We start from the raw sequence: 17739 nt of genomic DNA on the forward strand, positions 1-17739 counted from the left end.
ATTCGACCGTTAAGCTAATCTATTACAATTCAATAAGTTATTTTATAACGATTCGGCCCAATTCTTTATTAATAGCCTTTTTAAGGATGGTAAGTCTGTTCAATTCTTCCAAGTAACTAACATTTTCTTCTTCCGACAAATTCTTTAATTTTTCCAATACTTCCTGAATGTGTTTCATCAATCTTTTTTCTTTAAAACTTAAAAGTAAATGCATAACACTTTTAGAAAGTAAATGAATTTCTCTAGGTATTAAAATGCCATGGGTTAACCATTTATCGCTTAGTTTTTCTTCATTCAATACATGATTAATAGTGAAACTACTAATCAACGGGTCGGGATGATTGGCAAAGAACGACACTTTTGGAAAATAATCTTTTATCATTTCGGCAATATAAACATCTAACACGGTTTGATGAATGGGATTATCGAATCCAACTTCACTTAAAGATAAATCAAAAATGATATATTCTGCCAGCGCCACTTCCATTTCAGAAATTTCTCCGGCTTCATTTTCGGCCTTAGCTTTAATTAAAACATTACCGTTTAATATCATCAAGCGTAATAATTCTCTTTCTTCAATATCAAAATTCAGTTCAGCCGTTTTTAAATTCGTAGCCTCTTGAATGATTTCTTCGGGACTTAATTGCGTTTCCTTTTCATTGGAGCTTTCTTTATAATTTTCTTTACCCGCATTTTTTCTCCGAATTTTATTTACTTCGAGTTGTAAAATAGACTCTTCAATTTCCATGATAACTGAGCAGTCTTTTACATATATGCTCCTAATAATATTATCCGGAATTAACGCAATACTTGAAACCAGATCTTTAATAACACCGGCTTTTTTGATTGGGTCATTTTTTGTTTCTGTAGATAATTTTCTGGCTTTAAAAATTAAAAAATCCTGAGTTTGGGTTTGTAAATAATTTTTAAACTCTTCATTACTTACTTTTCTGCTGAATGAATCGGGGTCATCATTATCCGGAAACATCAGCAATTTTACGTTCATGCCTTCTTCCAATAATAAAGGAATGGCTCTGTTACTTGCTTTTTGTCCGGCCTCATCGCCATCATATAATACAACTATGTTTTTTGTAAAACGGTGTATGGATTTTATTTGCTCTACAGTAAGTGAAGTTCCACTTGAAGCCACTACATTTTCAATTCCTGCCAAATGCATGGCAATAACATCCATGTAACCTTCAACTAAATAACAAGAATCGTTTTGTTGAATTGATTTTTTACCAAACCATAAGCCGTATAAAATTTTACTTTTATTGTAAATGGGCGTTTCCGGACTATTAATATATTTTGCAACTTTTTTCTCGCTGCTTAATGTTCTTCCTCCGAAAGCTACAACTCTTCCACCATCATCATGAATAGGAAACATGACTCTGCCGGAATACCGGTCAAAAATATCTTTTTCCGTAATTTCATTTCCTTCTACATAACTATTACTTAAAATACTCATGCCGGTTGCTGCCAAGTATTTGGGTAAATATCCGGCTTTAACTGCGGCTCCGGAAAAAGCATGTTTTTCATCGGGGCTATAACCCAACTGAAATTTATCAATTATTTTTTCGCTTAATCCCCGTTCTAAAAAATATCCTAAGCCAATTGATTTTCCCTCATCCGTTTCATTCATCATTTCGGTGAAATAACGCTGGGCGTAATTCATTACAATGAGTAAACTTTCTCTTTCCGTTTGTTTTTCTTTTTCTTCGGGTGTAAATTCTTTTTCAACAACCGGAATACCATATTTATTCGCTAACCATTTTAAAGCCTCGGGATAAGATAACTGCAAATGATCCATTACAAAATTCACTGTGTTTCCAGCTTTTGAACAACCAAAACACTTGTAAATTCCTTTAACAGGTGAAACCGTAAACGAAGGCGTTTTTTCACCATGAAATGGACAAAGTCCCAGTAAATTTGCACCTCTTTTTTTAAGTGTTACAAACTCGCCAATTACTTCTTCCACCCGGCAGGCTTCATTTATTTTATCTATTGTATCTTTAGGAATCAAAATTTTTAAAATATGGAGAGCATTAAAGATAAAGATAAAATTGCATTCAGAATAAAGAACTTATTCCTCAATTTCTTTCTGATTTTGTGTGTGTTAACCCAGGCTCAAGAAGAAAGTAAGGAAATGCACCCCTATGTATTATTAACCAAACGGTATATTGGTGCAATAAAAAGGAATATTCCAAACCGCAATGCGCCCTATTTTGATACCACTTTTTTTAGCCGAATGATTGAAGCACAAGCCGAAAAAACTTTGGCTGAATTTTTAAAAGAAAAGGGTGAAATAAAAACGATTGAAAAAACAGTGGTTGATACCCAAGGATGTAAAATGGCCACTTCAACTATTATTAAAACCAATGGCGGAAAATTTTTATGGTACCATCATTATGATCAAGCGCAACAAATTCAAAAATTTTATATTGATACTTTTGATAAACAACCTTTTTATGTGGCAGAAAAAATTGAGAAAGTCAATTTTATTAGAAAAGATGTAAATATTGTAACCAATGCATTTATACAATTACCCGGCTATTTGTATTTACCAAGCGGAGCTAAAAAAAGTCCTTTGGTTATTTTGGTACATGGCAGCGGTCCACATGATAGAAACGGAACCATGGGCAAAAATAAAGTGTATTTGGAAATTGCTTTGCAGCTGGCACAAAAAGGAATAGCCTGTTTGATTTATGACAAGCGTACGTATGTGTATCAATTCAGAGATCCCTTTCCAATGGACAGCATGGATTATTATACCGAAACCATTGAAGATGCCGCTGCAGCATTTGAATTAATGAAAAAAACAGAAGGGGTGGATAGCACCAGTATTTATGTTGCGGGACATAGTTTGGGTGGTATGTGCGCTCCATTAATTGTAAAAGAATGCAAAGGAATAAAAGGGATGATCTTATTATCGGCGCCTGCAAGAGGATTATTGGAAGTTTTGCCTGAGCAAATAGAGTACATAACCGGTTTAAATCAAAAAAATAAAGAGCAAAACGAAACAGTGGCTAATGCCATAAAATGGCAGGTTAAAAATGCTTTGAGTCCGGATTTGAATCTGAAAAGTAAAACCATGTTGCCCTTTGGAGCCCGACCTAAATATTGGTTGTTGGATAGAAAGTATAAGGTGTTGGATGAAGCCAAGGGATTGACTTTACCCATTTTATTAATACAAGGCGGGCGAGATTATAATGTAACTAAAAAAGATTTTGATTTGTGGGTGAATGCTATGAGCGAGAAGAAAAATTTTAAATCGGTTTGGCTGGAGAATTTAGATCATTTATATTTTGATGGAGTAGGTATGGCCAAGCCGGATGATGCAATAAGACCGCAGCATGTTTCTAAATTAGTGGGAAATACGATTGAGGGTTTTATTAAGGCTAAATAATTTCTTGTATCGAATACTGATTCCCGTTTAAGTCAAATTCATTTTTATTTCCCATGAATTTTTGAGCGAGTGGAGAGGAAGGAGAAATGATTTTCACTTCTTTGTTTTCAAACTGAATTGAACCAATACCTGTTGCCAGATAAAAAAATCCCTTATTGGTAGCAAGTAGTGAGCCTGCTTTTATATTTTCTGTATCAGATTCTGTTTGAATTTTAAAAAGGTTTTGCAATTGATTCTCGGCACTTATCATTTGTTGAGCCACTTTTTCTTCTTCCAGATGTAACATGGCTCTTCCGGTTTCGTGTTTATCACCGGCTGAACTTTTATTTTCTTGTTGGGCAGCATCCTTTAATTGATTGAGCTGATCGCTTAATGCGTTTATATTTTGCTGTACAAGCTGAATGCAATATTCTTTTAATCTTGGTTTTGGATTAGAATTGAAAACTGAAAATGCGGAATCACCCATTTTCCATTTAATTACTTTGTCGACCGGCTAATAAAAACATCACTGCCATTCGTACAGCTACTCCGTTTTCAACCTGATCGAGTATGATGGACTGACTACTATCGGCCACATCGCTTGAAATTTCAACACCTCTGTTTATTGGGCCGGGATGCATCACCACAATCTTATTATCTAAACTTTCCAATCTTTCTTTGTTAAGACCATACATCATGGTGTATTCTCTTAGCGATGGAAAGTATTTGATATCTTGTCTTTCGTGTTGAATACGCAGCATGTTGGCCACATCGCACCAATTTAAGGCTTTCATTAAATCGGTTTCTACTTCAACACCCAGCGATGTAATGTATTTTGGAATAAGCGTTGCAGGACCGCATACTTTTACGCTAGCCCCCAATTTTTGTAGGCAGAAAATGTTAGATAAGGCTACTCTCGAGTGTAAAATATCTCCTACAATTACAATTTTTTTACCTTTTAGGCTTCCTAATTTTTCCTGAATAGAGAAAGCATCTAATAAAGCTTGTGTAGGATGCTCATGTGCACCGTCGCCGGCATTGATAATTTTTGATTTTACTTTTTTGGAAAGATAGATAGCGGCTCCTGCACTGGCATGACGCATCACAATCATATCCACTTTCATAGCTAAAATGTTATTTACTGTATCCACCAGCGTTTCTCCTTTTTTAACAGAGGATCCGGAGGCGGAAAAATTTATCACATCTGCACTTAATCTTTTTTGTGCAAGCTCAAATGATAATTTGGTGCGTGTAGAGTTTTCGAAGAAGAGGTTGGCAACAGTGATGTCGCGAAGTGAGGGCACTTTCTTAATGGGACGATTAATAACTTCTTTGAAATTGGAGGCTGTACTTAAAATAAGTTCGATATCACTTTTGGTAAGGTATTTTATTCCTAGGAGATGCTGAACGCTGAGACTACTCATTATTTTTTGAAATGTATAATTTCAAAAGCTAAAGGTATGTAAAAAATCCGGAACTGAAAATTATTTTTTCAAATATCGTTCACGAATCACATGCAAGTGGTGTTTTGCATGTCCGCAAATGGTATATCCTATAGCCAAAACACTGCATTTACCACCGGCTGTATTGCCAATACGAAGTAATTCAGTTTCGGTAAAACTTTCGAATAAAGTAATACTAGCAGCCCGCACCGAACGGAACTCATTAATAAGATTGTTCAAATCACGGTGACTCAAATCAACATGTTTGATATATTCATTTTCATCATAGGGTAAAGGTTGTTGCGCGTCGTTTCTGGCAAAGCGCAATGCCCTGTATGCGAAAATGCGTTCTGTATCTATAATGTGATTTAAAACCTCTTTGATGGTCCATTTTTGATCAGCGTATGCGTAATTTTCCAGATTAGGAGTTACATCAGCTAAAAGTGCTAAAGTTTCTTTTTCGTTTTCAATGAAAGCACTTTTGACATCAGGCTGCGTTACAAGTGGTATGTAATTTTCGTAATACTCGGGGTAAGTGTTTTTTTCGGGACGCATGTTTATTTGTTCAGTAAAGTAATTCTGTCTTTTCCTTCAGTTTCTTTCCATTCCACTTTCACATTTTGCGTATCGATAGAATCTATGGTCATGCCGGCGTATTTAGCCTGTATTGGTAAATGTCTACAAAATCTTCTATCTACTAATACTAAAAGCTCAACATCAACCGGACGTCCAAACGCTAACATGGCATCTAAGCCGGCACGTATTGTTCTACCGGTGTAAAGTACATCGTCAACTAAAATGAGGTTTTTATCTTCAATGGTGAAATTTACATTGGTTTGATTGGGAATAAGTTCTTTTTTCCTGAAATCATCTCTGTAAAAGGTAATATCTAATTCACCACAAAGGATATTTTTATTTTTTAATATAAGGCCTAATTCTTTTTGAATCCTGCGCGCTAAGAATATACCTCTGGGTTGTAAACCAATGATTGCTGAATTACTGAAATCATTATGAACTTCAATTAACTGGTGGCATAATCTTTTAATGGTTACGTCAAACTTTTTATTTTCAAGCAATACCTTTGGTTTCATTTTGCAAATACAAATTTATGAAATTAACACAACAATTACTTGCGTTTGGCTTCTTTAAAAAATTTAAACTCCGTTCTTCGGTTCATCTGGTACTCTTCTTCCAGACATTTTACACCATCTAAACAATTGTTCACCGGGTTTGATTCTCCCATTCCAAAAGGTTTTAACCTTATTTTGTCAATTTTCTTTGCTGATAGATAGGAGGCTACTGACTCACTTCTTTTTTGGGATAATTTTTGGTTTTCGCTATCGGAACCTCTGGAGTCGGTATGTGAAACAATTTCTAAGTTATACTCCTTATGGTCCAACATTAATGTAGCAATTTTATCCAAAGCCGGTTTTGATTGCTCAGATATAACAAAGGAGCCAGTTTCAAAATAAATTAACTCGCGGATAACTATTTGATTAGTTTTATTTTTAGTTTGGCCATTAAACTCCATGGTAATATCGGCTTCGTTCATATAACGTAATCTGCTGATATCGGCAGGAAGAATTTTAAACTCAAACACATTATTATTGCTTTTAAATTCGGTAATGAAATCTCCACTGGAGTTTGACATGTATACTTTTTCGTCTTTATCAGAAGGAACATAGCCGGGCAAATCAAATGAAAAGGCACTGTAAGGATTAACGTTTTTAAATTCAAAATTTCCTTCCGTGTCTGTTTTTTGAGATTGAAGCACTTTATTGTTTTTATCTTTCAATTCAATGGTTTGTTCAGAAATTGGAAATATCTTTTCTTTAATTTTCACCATTTTTCCTTTGATGCTTTGAATGAAATCCATTTCCGGATCGGCTTCTTCCAGATTTGCCAAGCGCTGAATGTCGGCCGGTAATAATTTATATTCAAATCCTATATCCGTAATGTTGAATTCAGAAATAACTACATCACTATTGGTCATCACAAATAAAGTTTTTTCGGTACAGGTATTATCAATAAATAAATTATAATTCATTCCTTCCGTAATTTTTTCAAACGTAAATTTCCCCTCCGTTCCGGTATTGGAGGTAGCAATTACATTTTTTGAGGCATCGCGCAGATAAACATTGAGGTTTTGCATCACTTTTCGTTCTGAGTTCACAATTTTACCCTCAATAGTTAATTTTTTGGCCCTTAAATTTTCTTTAGGAATAACAAAATAAAATTTAATGTATTCATTGCCGCTTTTCATTTTGAAAACCGACTTTTCTATTTTTTCATTTAATTTGCAGCGGCTTCGGTCAATACCCACATTAAAAATAATCCATTTAGAAGAATAGGTTTTTGAAGTTATTTTATTGGAAAAATCATCGTATTTATTTCCATCGCCAATCAATTCTAATTTTTCCTCACATTCCGGATTAAGAATATCTGTAACAAAACAAGCATTTAACTTACTGTATACAATTTGATAATTCATTTTTTTGGGTTCGCCAAAAAATGTAGCAAAAGCTTTATCTGCAAAGGCGTGTTCGTCTAAAATTTCAAAAAAGTCGGTTGCATCTTTCGTTTCTTTAATATACACCCTTGAATCCCCAATTACTACCACGTTTAACGTGAAAGTAGATTGTTTGCTTATCATTGGAGCAATTCCGTCGTTATAAGATGAATTAGCCTTATTTAGTGTTATTCTAAAATTAACGCTTATGTTTTCTTTTGCTCCCAGAATCATTTTATTGAAAGCAACTCTATTTGCATCATCTGCTTTACTGTCGTTATACTGGAACTCGGTGATATTTTGACCCCAGCAATCAATTTGTTTAATGTCGAATTTGTATGGATTTTGCTTTACGGGACTGCCAAAAGCATTTTTTATGGCAGCTGGAATTATTCTATTCGTCTTTTCAAGCCCTTCATATTCTGCTTTAGTTAATAAAAGTATTTTGCTTGGTTCCTGCGAAAGTGAAATTTGCGATAAGCAAAACAATAATAGAAAATATCTGAATACTAAGTTCATGTTTTGTGTATCCCACTAAAATAAATAAAATTTATTAGAGATACCAAAATATACTCATATTGTTCTTACTCTTTGTTCTTGCTATCGATGAATATGGTTACCGGACCGTTATTTATTAAATTTATTTCCATGAAAGCTCCAAATTGCCCGGTTTTCACTTGATTTTTGCAACGGTTTTGCATTTGTAAAATAAAGTATTCATAAAGTGGCTTAGCTATATCCGGTTTCGCTGCTTTTATGAATGAAGGACGATTTCCTTTTTTGGTGGAGGCATGTAATGTAAATTGACTAACAATCATTAAATGTCCGTTAATTTCATTCAAATCTTTATTCATTTTCCCATCTTCATCCTCAAATATTCGCAATGCAGTAATTTTCTGAGCAAGCCATTCAGCATCATCCTTCGTATCATTTTCTTCTATACCAACTAAAACTACCAAACCTTGCGAAATAGAAGAGAAAACATTTTCATTGATAAACAATTCTGCCTTTTTTACACGCTGAATAATAACTCTCATAATTTTTATATATTTGATAAAAATAGATAAAAATGAAAAAATTAGTTATTTATACTGCAATAACTTTATTAGCATTCACATCTTGCAAAAAGAAAGAGACAAGTCCTGAGCCGGAACCTGAACCGGTAGTGAATCCGGGGCCAGCATGTCCTACTTGTGATTTTCCTCCAACTAAATGGGTTTCAACGGGGAGTGGACCTAAATTAATTTTCAAGTTTAAGTTCGACAGCATGCAAGTGCGTTTAAATAATTTGGCACAACCTACTGTGGTTGCTGCAGGTAATGCCGGGCAAAGTCCGGTTTTCAATGGAATGTCAGCGCATTACATAGAATTAGCGCAAACGGACATGACGCAAGTTGGTGGTGGCACGATTTTATATAAAGCCAATGAAACTGAATGTGGAGGCAGCAAGGCCATTACCTTTTGTGAATCGGTTGTTTGTGCCGAAGGAGATACTTGTTTTTCAATACCTTTTAGCTCAATTACTCCAGGAACTTACAAATGGCTACGTGTTTCATTGGCCTATCAGAATTATGATATTAAAGTAAGAGCGAATGGGCAAAATTTGGTTGGTACCATTGGGTCATTTGTTGGATTTAATACCTATGTGACTAAATATAAAATGAAAACTGCAGTGATGACGCCAACTGCCGGTGGTGGAGCAGGTAATCATTTACAAGGATATTGGGGGTTTTACACCTCAGTTTCAGGTGTTGAATACAAAAGCGATGGCCAAGCGCCGGCAACTACGGTTGTTAATCCTAATTTTGCGAATTCACCCATTCCTCCAGGTAGTTGTTTAGTAACCGGAGAATTTTACAATACGATTACTTCTTCCAATGCACCCTTGGTGATAACAGGAACCGAAACACAAGATAAAGTGATTACCATTTCCTTGTCAACCAACAAAAGTTTTGAATGGAAAGAAATGACATTTGACGGAATATTTGAACCGGGCATTGGCGAAACCGTTGTTGATATGGGCTTAAGGGGAATGATTCCTAAGTATTAAAAATTTAAAAGCCGATGTTTTATCGGCTTTTTATTTGTCTTTGTGTTTCACAAAGATATTTATCCAAACCAATCTGCTGGTTCTATACATTACCGGAATAAGTAATAATAAAAGTATAGTAAAACTGATTAAATAATTTTTTGGATCAAACCCAATTAAATAATAATGGATGCCAAAAATAATCAACCCAATTAATACCGATAAACCGTAGTTAATATACATGGCGCCATAATAGAAACCGGGTTCTTTCTCAAAATTTAGTCCGCATTGCTCACACGACTTATTCATTTTATCAAACAATTTTAACTTATAAGGATTATTATCAATAAAAAACATTCCTTTTCCGCACTGCGGACATTTATTCTTAAAAATGCTGGATAGTTTATGAATCATAGCAAAATATTGCAGCACAAATTTATAAAATAGAGAGAATCAATGCAGATTACATGATTAGAATCATTAACACGTTGTTATCAATAAATAGTAAAGAAGGGGGTGGGAATTACCATACTTACTTTTAAATTTAACCTATGAATCATCTGCCGGTTTTTGTAGAACAATTATCCACACGGATGAAATATATTTTTGATGTATTGGTACAAAACGAATATGGTCTTTCCGTTTTGTTTATTACAGATGAGGACGAATTCAAAAAAGTGCCGGGCGCCAAGATTAATTTTTCAAAACGAGAAATAAAAGATGCCATTCAGATTATACCGCATTCTATTTTATCTGATTTTTCAATAAAAGACTATCCTGTTGAAGTGTATTCCCATCAGTCATTTCAGAAAATTTTCTTTAAAACCGGTAAAAATGAAATTCCCTTTGATTTATTCGGAGCCTCATTTTGGTTATTGAGCAGGTATGAAGAGTATTTACCACATAAAACCGATTCTTTTAACCGGTTTCATTTTAAATCGTCGTTAGCTTACCAACATAATTTCTTGCATCTACCTTTAATTAATATATGGATGGATAAATTGAATAATTTGATTTGCGAAAAATACCCGGATTTCAAAATAACACCTAGAACTTTTAATTTCATTTCGAGCTTTGATGTGGATAACGCTTTCCGATATAAAAACAAGGGTTTTATCCGTACATGCGCAGGTTATTTATTAGATGTGTTTCATTTTAATTGGAAGAGTATAGTGGATAGATCCAAAGTATTGTTGAATAAAATACCTGACCCTTTTAATAATTTCGATTTTATTATACAGGCTAACAAACAAAGAAATATTCAAAGTATTTTTTTCTTTCTACTAGGAGATTATGGTATTAATGATAAAAATATTTCAGCAACCAAAAAAAAATTTCAGGTTTTAATCAAGCACATTGGCGATTATTCAGCTATTGGAATCCATCCTTCTTATGCTTCGGGTAAAAACTTAAAGCAATTGAAAATTGAAGTGAGTCGCTTGGCCAATATTACGCATCGTCAGGTTTTTAATAGTCGCCAGCATTTTGCTGTTCTTAAGTTTCCTTATACCTACAATGCCTTGTTGCAGGCCGGTATAACCGATGATTATTCCATGGGGTATACCAACATGAATGGATTCAGAGCATCGTATTGTTATCCTTATAAATGGTACAATATTGAAGAGGAATCGGTTAGTTCTTTACTGATTCATTCATTTGTATTTTCCGCTAATACCGTTGATTATTTAAAAAATATTCATCAGCATACTTTTATTGAAGAGATAAAAGGAATGGTGGAAGAAACTAAAAAATTTGGAGGCGAATTAATTTCTGTTTTTCATAATGACGCGTTGACTCCGGAGATGAAATTGAATTACGAAGCGTTTTTGAAATTAATCGATTAGATTTAATGTATCGTTAATTAAATCCACAATAGTTGGATAAGTATCCGGTAAAACGAATTGTTTGATTTTCTTTTTATCCATCCATTCTACCGCCTCAATATTTTCTTCCGTTTGTGGCACTAATTTACCCGTATAATTAGTAACCATATGAAACCAATATGTTCTTTTAAGTGCGTATGAGTTTTTGTATTTGTAAATATGAAATGTAGAGGGAAGACGAGCTATTATTTTCAGATTTTTCACGTTGCACTCTTCTTCACATTCTCTAAGGGCGCAGGCTTCTATGCTTTCGCCTTTATCTAATTTCCCTTTAGGTAAATCCCATTTACCTAATCTTCGGATAAAAAGATATTCTTTTTCTTTTTGAATTAATCCGCCTCCTGCTTCTATATAATGGAATTTTTTAAAAAAGTTTAGGGTATTTTCAAATGCTGAATCCGGAATGCTATAAATTTTTTGGATAGTGCTATCTGAAACTTTTTCGTTTAAAAAATTTTGTAGAAAATGGTCAAGCGATTGGTGATGGGTTTGATTGTAAATGTTGGTTTTGGGACTCAACGCACTCAGTTCGTTAGGGTGCTGTATTACAATTATTTTATTATTAAAGTATATTTTTTTGTTCATAAAATTACCATTTTAGGTAGGCAACTAATTTTAACTTTGTTGTATGACTTCATTTGATGAGCCCGCATATAAAATTGCTGAATTTTTATTACAAATAAAAGCGATAAAATTACAACCGGATAACCCATTTACCTGGGCCAGTGGTTGGAAATCGCCAATTTATTGCGATAACCGAAAAACTTTATCTTATCCTGCAATTCGTACGTATATACGCCAGCAATTTGTTAATTCTATCAATAGCAATTTCGCAAAACCCGATGTAATAGCAGGGGTTGCCACAGGTGGTATAGCCTTAGGGGCCTTAGTTGCTCAGGAGATGAATTTACCATTTGTTTATGTAAGAAGTGAAGCTAAAAAGCATGGATTAACCAATATGATTGAAGGAGAAATTAACAGCAGTCAGAGTGTTGTTGTTATAGAAGATTTGATTAGTACCGGAGGAAGTAGTTTAAAGGCAGTTGAAGCCTTGCGTGAAAAAGGATGTGATGTTAAAGGAATGGTGGCGATTTTTACTTATGGATTTGAGAATGCAACAGAGAATTTCAATAAAGCAAAATGTAACTTAAAAACATTAACTAACTATGACGTTTTAATTAAAACAGCTTTGAGTAAGAATTATGTTTCTGAAAAAGACATAGATAGTTTAACAAACTGGCGCATAGATCCTGCAAACTGGAATAGTAAATTAATTAAATAAATTATGAAAAAAACAATTTTAGTATTTCTTTTCGTCGGGTTATGTAATTCCTTTTTTTCGCAAAATGAAAAACTTTCATTTATTGAAGTTACCGGTACCAGCGAAACGGAAGTAACCCCGGATGAAATTTACATTTCGATTACCCTAAAAGAAAAAGGAGATTCAAAAGAAAAATCCATTGAAAAGCAGGAAGATGATTTGAAGTCAGGGTTAAAAGGTGTTGGTATTGATATGGCTAATTTACAATTATCAACCGCCAATGCCGATTTTAGAAAGATAAAAACTTTTAAAAAAGATGTGGTTACCAGTAAGTCTTATATTTTGAAAGTGAACAATGTTGATTTAGTGGATAAGGTATATAAACTAATGGATGAGTTGAATGTTTTTGATGCATACATTTCAAAATTGAATCATTCCAAAATTACAGAACTCACTGCAGAAAACAGGGAAAAGGCGGTTGTTGCAGCAAAAAATAAAGCAAAAGCACTGGCCATGGCTGTAGGGAATAATATTGGCATTCCTATTTCAATTATTGAGACAGCCAATAGCGTAGATACCAGTCCGTATAACAATAGATATTACAGAGGTTCGTATGCGAGTAATGTAGCGCAAAGTTTGAGTAGTCCGGAGTCATTAGATAGTGATGGAGATGAAATTTCGTTTAAGAAAATTAAAATCAGATCAAGTTTTCTGGTTAAATATGAATTAAAATAAAGTGGCTGAGTTTTATTTACAAAGCGAAGCAAAAAAAACAAAAGCTTCCTTAGAAAATTTGTTTGAATTCCTAAGCGATTTTAAAAATTTCGAATCCATTCTGCCATCCGATAAAGTGGAAGGTTTTACCTATACGGAAATTGAATGTTCTTTTGTGATAAAGGGAATAACGCCCATGAAAGTGAATATAGATGAAAAGGTACCGCATAAGTATATTAAATTTAAAAGCGAAGGTTTAGGTAAATTTAATTTCCGATTAAAAACTGTTTTTATTGGTGAATCATCACAATCAGGCGAATGTTTAATTGAAATGCACGGAGATTTAAACCCTATTATTCTGAATATGGCAAAAGCTTCTTTGGAGCAATTAATAAATACTATGGCTCACAAATTGGGTGAACTGAATGAACATGAGCTAAAGCCTAATAATTAAACGTGCATGAATAAGCTTATTTCGGTTTTATTAATCATTCATATTATTGCCGGAGCAACCGCTTTGTTGTGCGGATTATTAGCCATATTATTCAGAAAAAAAGTACTTATTCATAAAAGGGTAGGTAAGGTTTATTTTTATAGCATGACTGTAGTTTTCATCACGGCAATTTCTATTTCAGTGATGAAAGGAAATGTCTTTTTATTTTGTGTGGCTGTTTTCACTTATTATGCTTGTTTAACCGCTTATCGTTCTTTACGATTGAAGAAGTTGCATTTGGATCAAAACCCGGCCTGGTACGATTGGTTAATAGAAGCAGTTTTTGGAACTATACATTTAGGTTTTGTGATTTTTGCCTTATTAGTAATTAATAAAAATCCAACTTTTGGCACTATAAGTTTGGTATTTGGACTTATTGGTGTGCGTTTAAATATCAGCACCATTTTCCGATTGAAAAGAAAGAAGTTGGTATATAAAAATTATTGGCTTTTAGCCCATATTGGAGGGATGTTAGGTTCTTATATTGGTACAATAACTGCTTTTGTAGTTAACAATTCACGCCTTATTCCACTACCTCCAATCGTATTATGGCTAGGGCCTACTGTAATAATTGTGCCATTGATCGCTTATGAAATTAAACAGCATCAGAAAAAAGGCGGAAAACTGGTTCAAAAGCCGCTATAAATTCTTTTAAACAAGCTATAGCTATTAATTCATGGATAAATTTCAGTTAGGAATGCTTGCATTGGTTAGATTTACGATCAATTAAAGAATATTAGTTTTTGAACACTGAAAAAATACTCGATCAGCACTTTATATTGTTCTATAAAGGGAATTTTGAAGAGAGTCCCGCCTCGGATTTGTGTTCCATTGTTGCCAAACACATGGACCAGAAATTCCCCAAAGGATTTGTCAAAAAATTTGTTTATGTTTTGTTGGAACTGGTGCAAAATATTGAACGATATAGTTTGCGTACCGAAGAATCCAATGATCATACGCTCATATACTCTGATGGAAATTTTTTTCATGTGATCACCGAAAATTTTATAGCTAATGACAGAATTGACAAGTTAAAGGATAGGTTGCATGCAATCAATTCAAGGCAGTCGGACGAATTAAATAAATTATACTTGGAAAGTTTAAATTCGGAGGACTTTACCGAAAAAGGAGCGGGTTTGGGTTTGATTGATATTGCCCGAAAGAGTGAAAATAGCCTTGGTTTTAATTTTGAAACCATCAATGATAAATTTTCCTTGTATACTCTCCATGTGCAGATTCCGGTTCGCGAGAAGTTGAATACAACTGAAGTTTTAAGTGTTTATGAATTAAACTCATTTTTTAAAGATAAGTTCAAATTGATAGAAAGCGCTTTTTATTATAGCGGAGATTTTTCAAATAAATTTTTAATTTCTTTATTGGCTATGTTTAAGAGTTCAAAGCGGAACGAAAAGTTAGCCTTGAGTTCGGTTTTTCATCATATTGTTATTGAATTGATACAGAACGTGCAAAGACATGGAAATAAAACAGAAGGTAAAGTGCCTGGATGGTTCAGTATTGAATGGTTAAAAGGTCAAACTAAAATAACAACCTGCAACGCTATTCCGGAAGAAAAAATAGGCCCCTTAGAGCGTAAAATGAAGATGATAAATGCTTCATCCGATGCTGATTTAAAAGCTTTACAACTAAAAGTGTTACAAGAAGAGGATAGCGTTGGGGGGGTAGGACTTGTTGATTCTTCGTTGTTAATTAGGCCAAATAAAATGTCTTATTTTATTGAAAAATCACCTAAATTTAGCTATTGTTTAACTTTAGAAGCAATAATCAATAATGAGTAATGATCATTTGAATATAGGCGCAACAGAAGACACCCCTGAAGTCTTCTTATCTGCTGATGGTAGTAAAATGCTGGTGAGTGGTATGTCTATGCCAGAAAACGCTTTTGAATTTTATGATCCTATTGAGAAAAAATCCACCGAAGTTTTATCTAAATTACAAAACACAACCACACTTGAAATTCAGTTGAGTTATATGAATTCAACTTCCAATAAACAAATTTTAAAACTGATTAATCAAATTTTTAAAATCCATTCAGCTCTTAAGGTAATTTGGAAATACGAAAGTTCAGATACATTAATAAAACTAAAAGGCGAAGAAATTAAAAGCATTTGTAATTCAATTCAAATAGAATTACAGGAAATAAATTAAATCTTTATTCCCATTACCAACATATCATCAATCTGTTCCTGTCCGTTCTTCCAGTTTTCCATTTCCTGATTAAGTTTTTTATCAGCAGCATTAAATTCGTTTTTGCCGGCTATTTCATTCAGGATTTTCTCAAAGCGTTCTACATTAAACTTAGTGAATTTTTTTCCTTCTTTACGGAATTGATCCTGGTAACCATCAGAAAATAAGAATAAGCTGTCAGATTTATTTAAAGGAAGTTTAACTTCTTCAATCAGTTCAGGTTTTAGTTCTTTCCCAAAGGAGTAACTGCTTACAGGAATGTAATTTAATTTACCGGAAGTGTGTAAATAAAGCCCATTTGCTAATCCGGCAACTGTTACTTCTGAATTTTTCGGATTGATGTGTAAAACGGCGATATCCATTCCAAATTCTATATTTTCAGTTGTTTTTGTAAAAGTCTCAATAATGACCTTATTCAATTCGATAAGAATTTTTGAAGGGGAGGTAATTCCTCTCACGTTCACAATATTATTGAGCGCGTTATGACCCAATACCGTGAGCATTGCTCCGGGTACACCGTGCCCGGTACAGTCTGCGGCTATTATTATTTTTGAATCATTTACCGAATTAAACCAATAAAAATCTCCGGACAAAACGTCTTTGGGTTTATTGAATATGAAAGATTGCGGAAAAAGTGTTTGAAGGGCTTCCTTATGCTGTAAAAACCCGGTTTGAATTAATGAGGCATACCGAATACTGCTCATTAATTTATTATTGAGTCTGGATATTTTTTTATTTGTTGTACTTAATGCCGCGGCATGTTTACGCTTTTGAATAAACAGATATACCAGAGCTAAAGCTATGAGTAGTATTGCGGAAATAAATAAAGAAAGGTAAACGAGAATTTTCTTTTGAGAACCAATTTCTTTTTCTTTTAAATCAATTAGTAATTGTTTATCACTGAGCATTTGCTCCATGGCTGATATTTTGGTTTTTAGTAATTGATAATTTTCATCGGTACTATCGAGTTTACTTAATTCTTCTTTGGCTAAGGATAGTTTAGTTTCGTAATCAGCAATGTCTTCTGAAGGAATATCGATATTTTTTATTGTTGAACTCAGCTTTTTAATTAAAGATGATTTGGACACAATGGTGTCATTTGGGCCTACTTGAGACACGTTATTAATATTTTTACTTTCATAAACTGCATCTGCGGCATATTGATTTGAATTATTGATAACGCAAACCTTTTCCAATAAATTGGCATTGGAAAGAAACACATCGCTTCCTCCGCCTTGTGGATTTGAATTAAATTGTAATTTGCCTTGTTCTTTAATAATTAATTCACCTAAATTTAATTCACTTGTTTCACCTTCTTTAATAATTAAATAAAGAGATTCCAATCTTTTTTTGGAACTAGCTTCTCTGTAATCCACAGTGAGACTAAGGTGGGTATATGAGCTCTTTTGAATTAGAATTTTATAAATGCCCGGTTTATCCAGCGGAAAAGAAAAACTTCCGGTAGCGTTTGTATTTAAATTTAAGTTGGATTCCGTTCCGATGATTTTAATACTTACATCAGAAACAGGACCTTCAAAATTGACATTTTTTTGTGCTTTTTTTAATAAGGCAAGTCTATCACCTTTAAATCCAAAAATATTTCCTTTCACTTGTATCTTTTGAGCAAGGCAAAAGAAATTCCCAAAAAAAATAATCAAAATAAAAAAGAAGTATTTAGTACCATTCATACCTTGTAAATTTATTCTTTATTTCCAATTAAAATTAAATTCTAATCAAATTAATTGGTCGAATACAGGCGGTGTTTCTTCTTGATATAAGTAGGTGTTCGACGAAGAAATTAAACGTTTTAAAACAGTA

Annotated in this window: 19 protein-coding genes; 9 read left to right on the forward strand and 10 right to left on the reverse strand. The window is 33.6% G+C overall.

Annotated features, from left to right (window positions below):
• Positions 1-37: 37 nt before the first annotated feature.
• Positions 38-2023, reverse strand: a complete 1986-nt coding sequence (gene dnaG / locus IPM51_05600) for a DNA primase (protein ID MBK9283779.1) — start codon at positions 2021-2023, stop codon at positions 38-40.
• Positions 2024-2035: 12 nt separating this feature from the next.
• On the opposite strand from dnaG, the gene IPM51_05605 reads away from it, so the two are divergent.
• A complete protein-coding gene (locus tag IPM51_05605) occupies positions 2036-3406 on the forward strand; it encodes an alpha/beta fold hydrolase (protein MBK9283780.1) in 1371 nt (456 codons plus the stop codon).
• On the opposite strand, the gene IPM51_05610 is transcribed toward IPM51_05605, so the two are convergent.
• From IPM51_05610 to IPM51_05635, 6 genes are all read right to left on the reverse strand, one after another.
• Positions 3399-3872 (reverse strand): hypothetical protein, encoded by a 474-nt coding sequence (locus IPM51_05610; GenBank protein ID MBK9283781.1) that lies wholly within the window; start codon positions 3870-3872, stop codon positions 3399-3401. The genes IPM51_05605 and IPM51_05610 overlap by 8 nt on opposite strands.
• Before the next feature lie 7 nt (positions 3873-3879).
• On the reverse strand, positions 3880-4809 hold the full coding sequence (locus IPM51_05615; protein MBK9283782.1) for an aspartate carbamoyltransferase catalytic subunit: 930 nt from the start codon (positions 4807-4809) through the stop codon (positions 3880-3882).
• A 60-nt stretch (positions 4810-4869) separates the two neighbouring features.
• On the reverse strand, positions 4870-5382 hold the full coding sequence (locus IPM51_05620) for a DinB family protein (GenBank protein MBK9283783.1): 513 nt from the start codon (positions 5380-5382) through the stop codon (positions 4870-4872).
• A 2-nt stretch (positions 5383-5384) separates the two neighbouring features.
• Entirely contained in the window at positions 5385-5918 is a 534-nt protein-coding gene (gene pyrR, locus IPM51_05625) for a bifunctional pyr operon transcriptional regulator/uracil phosphoribosyltransferase PyrR (GenBank protein MBK9283784.1), read from the reverse strand.
• Between the two features lie 35 nt (positions 5919-5953).
• Positions 5954-7855, reverse strand: coding sequence for an OmpA family protein (locus IPM51_05630; GenBank protein ID MBK9283785.1), 1902 nt, complete (start codon positions 7853-7855; stop codon positions 5954-5956).
• Positions 7856-7920: 65 nt separating this feature from the next.
• Positions 7921-8373, reverse strand: a complete 453-nt coding sequence (locus tag IPM51_05635; GenBank protein ID MBK9283786.1) for a D-tyrosyl-tRNA(Tyr) deacylase — start codon at positions 8371-8373, stop codon at positions 7921-7923.
• Positions 8374-8405: 32 nt separating this feature from the next.
• Between IPM51_05635 and IPM51_05640 the strand changes: the two genes are divergently transcribed.
• Positions 8406-9386 (forward strand): hypothetical protein, encoded by a 981-nt coding sequence (locus IPM51_05640; GenBank protein MBK9283787.1) that lies wholly within the window; start codon positions 8406-8408, stop codon positions 9384-9386.
• Positions 9387-9416: 30 nt separating this feature from the next.
• Here IPM51_05640 and IPM51_05645 read toward each other — a convergent pair whose 3' ends face one another.
• On the reverse strand, positions 9417-9779 hold the full coding sequence (locus IPM51_05645; GenBank protein ID MBK9283788.1) for a DUF983 domain-containing protein: 363 nt from the start codon (positions 9777-9779) through the stop codon (positions 9417-9419).
• A gap of 137 nt (positions 9780-9916) precedes the next feature.
• Here IPM51_05645 and IPM51_05650 point away from each other — a divergent pair, with 137 nt between their 5' ends.
• Positions 9917-11209, forward strand: coding sequence for a polysaccharide deacetylase family protein (locus tag IPM51_05650; GenBank protein ID MBK9283789.1), 1293 nt, complete (start codon positions 9917-9919; stop codon positions 11207-11209).
• Here the strand turns inward: IPM51_05650 and IPM51_05655 are convergent.
• Positions 11198-11833, reverse strand: a complete 636-nt coding sequence (locus IPM51_05655; GenBank protein ID MBK9283790.1) for an NUDIX domain-containing protein — start codon at positions 11831-11833, stop codon at positions 11198-11200. The two genes, IPM51_05650 and IPM51_05655, sit on opposite strands and share 12 nt — an antisense overlap.
• Before the next feature lie 43 nt (positions 11834-11876).
• Between IPM51_05655 and IPM51_05660 the strand changes: the two genes are divergently transcribed.
• The 6 genes from IPM51_05660 to IPM51_05685 all read left to right on the forward strand — a co-directional run bounded on the left by IPM51_05660 (position 11877) and on the right by IPM51_05685 (position 15882).
• Positions 11877-12530 (forward strand): orotate phosphoribosyltransferase, encoded by a 654-nt coding sequence (locus IPM51_05660; protein ID MBK9283791.1) that lies wholly within the window; start codon positions 11877-11879, stop codon positions 12528-12530.
• Between the two features lie 3 nt (positions 12531-12533).
• Positions 12534-13244, forward strand: a complete 711-nt coding sequence (locus IPM51_05665; protein MBK9283792.1) for an SIMPL domain-containing protein — start codon at positions 12534-12536, stop codon at positions 13242-13244.
• 1 nt (position 13245) lies between these two features.
• Positions 13246-13677: a hypothetical protein gene (locus tag IPM51_05670; GenBank protein ID MBK9283793.1), complete on the forward strand. Its 432-nt coding sequence runs from the start codon at positions 13246-13248 to the stop codon at positions 13675-13677.
• 6 nt (positions 13678-13683) lie between these two features.
• On the forward strand, positions 13684-14361 hold the full coding sequence (locus tag IPM51_05675) for a hypothetical protein (protein MBK9283794.1): 678 nt from the start codon (positions 13684-13686) through the stop codon (positions 14359-14361).
• 200 nt (positions 14362-14561) lie between these two features.
• Entirely contained in the window at positions 14562-15512 is a 951-nt protein-coding gene (locus IPM51_05680) for a hypothetical protein (protein ID MBK9283795.1), read from the forward strand.
• A complete protein-coding gene (locus tag IPM51_05685) occupies positions 15505-15882 on the forward strand; it encodes a DUF1987 family protein (GenBank protein ID MBK9283796.1) in 378 nt (125 codons plus the stop codon). The genes IPM51_05680 and IPM51_05685 overlap by 8 nt, the downstream gene beginning before the upstream one ends.
• Here the strand turns inward: IPM51_05685 and IPM51_05690 are convergent.
• Entirely contained in the window at positions 15879-17609 is a 1731-nt protein-coding gene (locus tag IPM51_05690; GenBank protein MBK9283797.1) for a SpoIIE family protein phosphatase, read from the reverse strand. The two genes, IPM51_05685 and IPM51_05690, sit on opposite strands and share 4 nt — an antisense overlap.
• Positions 17610-17739: the final 130 nt, after the last annotated feature.

This window comes from Sphingobacteriaceae bacterium (assembly GCA_016715905.1).
In the GTDB taxonomy this organism is placed as follows: domain Bacteria; phylum Bacteroidota; class Bacteroidia; order B-17B0; family Aurantibacillaceae; genus Aurantibacillus.

What these genes read in the sequence shown, in the direction of transcription:
- IPM51_05655 (MBK9283790.1), bottom strand. Translation starts at nt 11,833, where the DNA reads ATGAACAAAAAAATATACTTTAATAATAAAATAATTGTAATACAGCAC.
- IPM51_05660 (MBK9283791.1), top strand. Translation starts at nt 11,877, where the DNA reads ATGACTTCATTTGATGAGCCCGCATATAAAATTGCTGAATTTTTATTA.
- IPM51_05665 (MBK9283792.1), top strand. Translation starts at nt 12,534, where the DNA reads ATGAAAAAAACAATTTTAGTATTTCTTTTCGTCGGGTTATGTAATTCC.
- IPM51_05620 (MBK9283783.1), bottom strand. Translation starts at nt 5,382, where the DNA reads ATGCGTCCCGAAAAAAACACTTACCCCGAGTATTACGAAAATTACATA.
- IPM51_05685 (MBK9283796.1), top strand. Translation starts at nt 15,505, where the DNA reads ATGAGTAATGATCATTTGAATATAGGCGCAACAGAAGACACCCCTGAA.
- IPM51_05690 (MBK9283797.1), bottom strand. Translation starts at nt 17,609, where the DNA reads ATGAATGGTACTAAATACTTCTTTTTTATTTTGATTATTTTTTTTGGG.
- IPM51_05680 (MBK9283795.1), top strand. Translation starts at nt 14,562, where the DNA reads ATGGACCAGAAATTCCCCAAAGGATTTGTCAAAAAATTTGTTTATGTT.
- IPM51_05640 (MBK9283787.1), top strand. Translation starts at nt 8,406, where the DNA reads ATGAAAAAATTAGTTATTTATACTGCAATAACTTTATTAGCATTCACA.
- pyrR (MBK9283784.1), bottom strand. Translation starts at nt 5,918, where the DNA reads ATGAAACCAAAGGTATTGCTTGAAAATAAAAAGTTTGACGTAACCATT.
- IPM51_05610 (MBK9283781.1), bottom strand. Translation starts at nt 3,872, where the DNA reads ATGGGTGATTCCGCATTTTCAGTTTTCAATTCTAATCCAAAACCAAGA.
- IPM51_05630 (MBK9283785.1), bottom strand. Translation starts at nt 7,855, where the DNA reads ATGAACTTAGTATTCAGATATTTTCTATTATTGTTTTGCTTATCGCAA.
- IPM51_05645 (MBK9283788.1), bottom strand. Translation starts at nt 9,779, where the DNA reads ATGATTCATAAACTATCCAGCATTTTTAAGAATAAATGTCCGCAGTGC.
- IPM51_05615 (MBK9283782.1), bottom strand. Translation starts at nt 4,809, where the DNA reads ATGAGTAGTCTCAGCGTTCAGCATCTCCTAGGAATAAAATACCTTACC.
- IPM51_05650 (MBK9283789.1), top strand. Translation starts at nt 9,917, where the DNA reads ATGAATCATCTGCCGGTTTTTGTAGAACAATTATCCACACGGATGAAA.
- IPM51_05605 (MBK9283780.1), top strand. Translation starts at nt 2,036, where the DNA reads ATGGAGAGCATTAAAGATAAAGATAAAATTGCATTCAGAATAAAGAAC.
- IPM51_05675 (MBK9283794.1), top strand. Translation starts at nt 13,684, where the DNA reads ATGAATAAGCTTATTTCGGTTTTATTAATCATTCATATTATTGCCGGA.
- IPM51_05635 (MBK9283786.1), bottom strand. Translation starts at nt 8,373, where the DNA reads ATGAGAGTTATTATTCAGCGTGTAAAAAAGGCAGAATTGTTTATCAAT.